The sequence below is a fragment of the Algibacter miyuki genome, assembly GCF_030409805.1.
Lineage (GTDB): Bacteria > Bacteroidota > Bacteroidia > Flavobacteriales > Flavobacteriaceae > Algibacter > Algibacter miyuki.
Genome location: NZ_JAUFQP010000001.1, coordinates 588,595 through 595,605, shown reverse-complemented (window position 1 = coordinate 595,605; position 7,011 = coordinate 588,595). Strand labels below are relative to the sequence as shown.

The window sequence follows — 7,011 nt, the reverse complement described above, 5'->3', positions numbered from 1 at the left end:
GTTCTTCAGGAGGCAAATTGGTAGCATCTAAATAAGCTTTAAAACTATCGGCATCTTGTTTATTACGCATGGTAAAACGCCCAGGCAAATCAATCTGCACATCGTTTGGAATAAAAGCGCGACTCCCTGTGGCTAAAATAAGTTTATTGAAGCTATGCTCCTCTCCATGATTATCGGTAACCACATTGTGTTTCGAGTCGATATTAGCGATCGATGTTTCAGGATGTACCGTAATATTTAATTTCTTTAACTCTAATTTTTTAATTTTCAGAAGCTGTTCCCAACTTAATTCTTCTGTAATATATTCTGGTAATAAAACCCGGTTATAAAACAAATTAGGTTCTTTTGAAAATACATGAATTTCATCAACCTCGTTAGATTCTCTATAATTTTGCACAAATCGGAAAGCAGCTGCTCCCGCTCCAACAATAATAATTTTTTCAACAGGTTTTTTGTACTTAGAAACCGAAACACAAGTGAATTTAAAATCGGGTTCTTTTGAAATAGGATCGACGTGTGTATTAGTTAAATTATTCGCACGGTTTAAATTACTTTGAAGTTGTTTTCCCCAATGCATAGGTAAAAACACTACGCCTTTTTTTATGGTATCAGTAACTTTTGCACGAACACGAACAATGCCGTTCGTACTTTTTATTTCTGAAATATCGCCATCTTTAATTTTATTTAAAAAAGCGTCTACAGGATTAATTTCTAAAACAGGGGTTGGATAATGTGTTTTTAATCGAGACACCTTTCCTGTTTTAGTCATGGTGTGCCATTGATCGCGCACCCGGCCTGTGGTTAATATTAAAGGAAATTCACCTGTAGGTTGCACCGCTGTATTTTCGGTACTTTGAGGTAAATTAAAAATAGCTTTTTGAGAAGGTGTATAGAATTTTTTATCTTCAAACAAACGTGGGGTTCCCGGATGACGATATTCTGGAACTGGCCATTGGAAGGTGCCTTCATTTTTTAATCGTTCGTAATTTAAAAAAGACACATCAATATTAGTGCCTTTGGTCATTGAGGCGTATTCATCATAAATTTCCGAAGCATTATTAAAATTAAAACCACGGAAGCCCATACGTTGTGCAAAATCGCAGAATATTTCAACATCTGGTCGCGCTTCTCCTGGCGCATCAATTTCTTTAGGTAAATAGGAAATTCGACGTTCAGAATTCGTCATAGTTCCTTCTTTCTCTAACCAAGCAGCGGCTGGCAATACTAAATCAGCATATTCTAAAGTATCCGATTTATGCGAAATTTCTTGAACCACCACAAATTTGGCGTTTTTCATAGCCTTTTCAATACGGTGCGTGTTTGGCATACTCACCAACGGATTTGTACAAGCAATCCAAACGGCTTTTAGTTTTCCACTTTCTAGAGCATCAAACATTTCGGTAGCTGTTAAACCTGGGTTAGGCGAAATTTTATCGACACCCCAAAATTGAGCTACTTCTCGCCTGTGTTCTTCATTACCTAAATCTTTATGTACCGCTAATAAATTAGCCATACCGCCAACTTCACGACCGCCCATAGCATTGGGTTGCCCCGTAAGTGAAAATGGTCCAGAACCTGGTTTTCCAACCTGCCCTGTAATTAACGATAAATTAAGTAAGGAAACATTTTTATCGGTTCCTACAACACTTTGATTAAGCCCCATGGCCCACATACTGATAAAACCTTTAGAAACACCAATAATATCGGCTGCTTTCTGAATATCTCTTTCTTCAACGCCACACAGTTTTGAAGCTTTTTTTAATGAAGTCTTAAATATTAATTCTTTATAATCTTGAAATCCTTCGGTATGCTCTTTAATAAACTTTTCGTCGATTAAACCGCGTTTGTATAAACATCTTCCGATGGCGTTATACAGAATAACATCGGTACCTGGTATAAGTTGTAAATGCAAATCTGCGAAATTTGCAGAATCGGTTTTTCGAGGATCAATAACAATGATTTTTACTTCCGGATTTTCCTCTTTTCGTTTTTCAATACGACGAAATAAAATAGGATGACACCATGCTGGGTTTGCTCCTGTAATTAGAAAACAATCGGCCAGTTCTATATCTTCATAAGAAATAGGCACACTATCTTCTCCAAAAGTTTTTTTATATCCTACTACTGCCGAACTCATACATAAACGCGAATTCGTGTCGATATTATTCGTTCCTATAAATCCTTTTGTAAGCTTATTTGCGATATAATATTCTTCGGTTAAACTTTGACCCGACACATAAAATGCGACGCTATCAGGACCGTATTTTTTTATAATTGATTTAAAAACGCTTGCTGCACGATCCAAACCTTCGTCCCATGTAACACGCTCGCGTGGATGTGAACGGCTCCAACGCATTTCCGGGTAAAGAATTCTATCCGATACATCGTTGGCTACATAATGCAAGTTCATGCCTTTAGAACACAACATCCCTTTATTTACTGGGTGATCTTTATCGCCTTCCACTAAAACCTTGTTATTACTGTCTTTTTTAACAATAATTCCGCAGCCTACACCACAATACGAACAGGTTGTTTTTATTTCGTTTTTAATCATTTAGCTCACATTTTACACTAAGAAACATCTTTTAATTTCAGAAAACAAATGTGATTTGCATTATTCTGAATACTTTAATAAAGGTATCTTTAATTTCATTTTCATTAAAAATACCTTTATAAAATAAGGTTTTACTTTACCAAAATTAACTCATCTGGATTTACTTTCAGCTCAACTTGCGCTACACGTTCATCTTCTGTTGAAAAACGAATAGCTAAAGAAACTACCGCAGTCAAAACCACAGTGATACCAATTATGAAATAGCCACTAGAAACTGCGGTAGCTGATGCTGCTGATTGAGCGGCTTTAATAGCCTCTTCGTTTAAGCCTTGACTGGCAATAATAGCGCCTTTTTCGGCTACTGCCGATTGCGATTTTAATAAAAATGCGGCTAAAAAGGCACCTACATTTCCGCCGGCTCCTACAATTCCGGAAACCGAACCAATCGCTTTTTTATTAATGAACGGTACTACAGAAAACGTTGCCCCTTCTGCCATTTGAACCGATAAACTAAATAAGATTAAGAATACCACGCCAACAATTAAACTGGTGGTTGTTGAAAAGGTAATTAACATTAAACCTTGTATGGCTAAAATGAATGATAAGAATAAAACACGCCCTCGTAATCCTTTTAATTTTCCAAATTTGTCTCCGAAGAAACCGCCAAGTGTTCTTGCAAAAATATTCATTAAAGCGAAAGACAACACAATATTTCCGGCAGTAACTCGCTCTAACTGAAAAGTGTTTTGTAAGTAATCATCCATAGTACCATAAACTGTTAACTCGATACCGAAACTTGCGGCATAAACGAAAAACAGTATCCATGTTCTATAATCTTTCAATACGGTTAAAAAACCAACTTCGTCTTTTTTAGCTTCCACCATTTGGCCCGAAGCTTTTAAATCTTTAAAGTTTCCGTTAAGAGTATCTTTCGTAAAAAAGAAATAAATAATCCCCATTAAGAAACAAACAATACCAGCAATAATCATAGAATATCTCCAAGCATCACCTTCTGCAACACCAAAACTAACTACTGCTGCTGCAATTAACGGCATACCTAAACGGTTAGCACCACCACCAAGGTTTCCCCAACCGGCAGATGTTGCATTTGCTGTTCCTACAATGTTAGGCGCATACATTAATGAAGTGTGTACTTGTGTGATTACAAAGGATGCCCCTATAAAACCGATAAATAATCTACAAATTAAAAATTGTAACGGCGTTTGCACCATACCACATAAAACTACCGGAATGGCACCGATAACCAGTAACCATGTATAACATAATCTTGGTCCGTACTTATCACATAATTTACCAATAACCAATCGTGCAAAGACGGTTCCTGAAACAGCTAAAATAATAGAGTTCCATTTTTGATCGGGTGTTAGACCTAAATCTCTAACAACATCAGGCATAAAGGGGACAATACCAAACCATGCGAAAAAACACATGAAAAATGATATTGACGTAATCCAAAATGTACGTGTAGAAACACTTTTAAAATCTAATAAACTTAGTTTTGTTGCTTTTGATTGTGCTAAATTTGTCATAATACATAATTTTATACTTACAAAACTAAGTATAATTACGTAATTTATACGTAAAAAATATACGTATTTATAAATTTATGCTAGATTGATAATTTTAGAATGTTGATTTTGAGGAATTGACAAAATGAAAGAGAAAACGCATAGTTATTTTGAGATAACAGCCTTAGCGAAAAGTAATAATGTATAATAAAAAAGCTAAAAACCGATATTTACTCCACTATTTTGTAGAACAAACAATACGTATTTAATAAAAGTGACTTAATTAAGCTAAACCGAACGCTTTAGCCTTATTGGAAAGTTCCATTAGGTTTTTAACCTCTAATTTTTTCATCAGGTTAAAACGGTGCACTTCCGCGGTACGCTTGCTAATATTGAGTTCTTCAGCAATGTCTTTGTTGTTTTTAAGTTGTAATACTAAATTAAGTATTTGCTTTTCGCGTTTGGTTAACTTAAAAGGATCTTCAACTGGAGTTTGTTTTGTTTCTATAGCCGTAGCGGTATTCCCGTTTACAAAATTATCCATAATAATAGCCGACACATCACCTGTAAAATACTTACCTCCAGACGCCACTTTGTTCAGCGCCTTTAAAAACTCTTCCTTACTTGCGCCTTTAAGTAAATAACCGTCAGCTCCAGCCTGAATCGCTTTTACTACGTATTCTTCGGAATCGTGCATGGAGAGTACCAGTGTCCTAACATCTGTATATAATCTATTTATCTCTTTAACAGCATCAATACCATTCATTTCAGGCATACGGATATCAATGATTAACACATGAGGTTTATTAGCTTTCACAACTTCTAAAGCTTCTTTTCCGTTAGAAGCTTCATCAATAACAACGACACCAGATTGATCTTCTAAAAGTGCTTTTATACCATCACGAACCAATACGTGGTCGTCTGCCAATACTACATTTATAATATCCATATACTTATTTATAAATACAAAAATAAGACTTTTTAAGTAATACTACCTAACACTGAATTTGTTTGTTTTTGATATGCAGAAAGACGTATGATTAGATCACTTTATAGAATTAATTTTAATGTGATAACTGGAAGAATTCTTACAATAAAATGACCTACTAAGCCTCAGCTAAAGGAATATTCAAAGTAACTCTCGTGCCTTTCCCCTCTTGAGAACTCAAAAACAACCTTCCATCTATATATTTAATACGTTCATTCATAAAAGTCATCCCCATACCGCCATCGGCATTTTTAACATTCTTTACCTTACTTGGATCGAAACCTTTTCCATTATCATCAATAACGATACTAAGTATATTTTTGCTATGAGATAAAGACACTAAAATATGTGACGAATCGGCATATTTAATAGCATTATTTATTGCTTCTTGAGTTATTCTATATATATTAATTTCAACCAATGAATCTAGACGACCTCCAAAATTAGTTTTATTAAAAAGCACAATATCCTTGCCCGTTAATCTAGCTAATTCTTTGGTGAGCTTTGTAATGGCAGGTACAATGCCGTGATCGGATAATTCAGGAGGAGTTAAATTGAATGTAGCCGTACGCACACCTTTTATAATATTAGTGGTCAACTCCTTTAAGTGTTCAATTTTAGCAGCTGTTTTCTCAATATCATTAATATTTATGCTTTCTAAATTATATTTCAACCCCGTTAACATTTGCCCAATACCATCGTGAACATCTTTGGCTATACGGTTTTGCTCCTTTTCCTGATTCTCTATAATTTTACTTGAAATAATTTTTTGCTGACTAATTTCTTCTTGAAAGTTCTTTTTATTCAAGCGTTCAATCTCCAACTGCCCTGCTTTTCTTTCGGTAATTTCGGATGCAATAATAAGTAGTTCTGCTTTGTCTTCAGTTGGACTATATGGAATGATAGCCATTTCTAGCCATATATTTTCCTCTGCTTTAGTAGTTGCTTTCACCTCTCCTTGCCAACCTGTTTTTTTGAATTTTGCAATCAAACTTTCTAAAGCTGCTCGTTCTGTATCCACAACCGACATTACATTCCAAAACAAGGCTGTATCGTTAAATTTGGAAAATTTAAAACGTCTAGAAAATTTATTACCAATATGCACAATTTGTCCGCTAGGTAAAATACGCGCAAATAATAACGTTTCATCCATAGCCTGACTTAAAGCGCGCAATTCTTTAATTGATTTTTCTTTAGCAATACTTAATGCATCAGCTTCAAAAGCCATTTTTTTTGCATACTTTTCTGCCTTAAGAAGTTCGAATAATGTACCTCTAACAGACTTTGCTGTGGGCCAGAAAATAAAGAGAAATTCACCTAAAAGAACAAGTAAAGTGAATCCCGTTAAAAGGATTTCTAGAGTCCCCAACCAACTCACTCGCTCCTCAGCTTCCAAATCATATTGGTTTACAATATCATCCATCATTGACAGAAATTTTCCTTCATTGGTTTTCACCAAATCAACGTCGTCTATAAATACTGAAACGGCATAGAGTTGGCTATTTTCTGCTTTAAAAATAATACGTTCGGTAGCTTCACTAATCGTTTTAAAAACAACATTTAACCCCTGAAACATACTAATGATTTCGGGACTATTTTTGGATGGCAATCCCATTTTGGCATCACCGGTTTGTAATGCTTCGTGGGAGCGTTGCCAAAGCTCTAAAGTCTCTTTTAAACTATTTTTAACACCTTCTAAATCTGAAGGATTTTCAATACTGGAAAGGGATAAAATTTCTTTTGTTAATTTCTGACTCAACATACGCTGCCTACCCGCAACATTAATCACGGTAGAGTCGTCTTGTTGCTTTTTAAGATGCTGACGCACAAATACCTGACTAATAATAACCGATAGTGCAATAGTACTTAAGGCAATAATATATAAGCGACTTAATTTATCAAATGTGCGCTGATCTAATGAGTTCGCTTTCTGAGTCATA

At 35.2% G+C, this 7,011-nt stretch carries 4 protein-coding genes; all 4 read right to left on the bottom strand.

Going from position 1 to position 7,011, the window contains the following annotated elements; all coding sequences use genetic code 11:
- On the bottom strand, nucleotides 1-2,554 hold a 2,554-nt coding region (locus QWY92_RS01975; RefSeq protein WP_290268224.1), incomplete at its 3' end, for a nitrate reductase.
- Nucleotides 2,555-2,685: 131 nt separating this feature from the next.
- Nucleotides 2,686-4,104 (bottom strand): MFS transporter, encoded by a 1,419-nt coding sequence (locus QWY92_RS01970; protein WP_290268222.1) that lies wholly within the window; start codon nucleotides 4,102-4,104, stop codon nucleotides 2,686-2,688.
- Nucleotides 4,105-4,366: 262 nt separating this feature from the next.
- Entirely contained in the window at nucleotides 4,367-5,032 is a 666-nt protein-coding gene (locus QWY92_RS01965) for a response regulator transcription factor (protein ID WP_290268221.1), read from the bottom strand.
- Nucleotides 5,033-5,189: 157 nt separating this feature from the next.
- Nucleotides 5,190-7,010, bottom strand: coding sequence for an ATP-binding protein (locus QWY92_RS01960; RefSeq protein WP_290268219.1), 1,821 nt, complete (start codon nucleotides 7,008-7,010; stop codon nucleotides 5,190-5,192).
- Nucleotide 7,011: the final 1 nt, after the last annotated feature.

What these genes read in the sequence shown, in the direction of transcription:
- QWY92_RS01970 (WP_290268222.1), bottom strand. Translation starts at nt 4,104, where the DNA reads ATGACAAATTTAGCACAATCAAAAGCAACAAAACTAAGTTTATTAGAT.
- QWY92_RS01965 (WP_290268221.1), bottom strand. Translation starts at nt 5,032, where the DNA reads ATGGATATTATAAATGTAGTATTGGCAGACGACCACGTATTGGTTCGT.
- QWY92_RS01960 (WP_290268219.1), bottom strand. Translation starts at nt 7,010, where the DNA reads ATGACTCAGAAAGCGAACTCATTAGATCAGCGCACATTTGATAAATTA.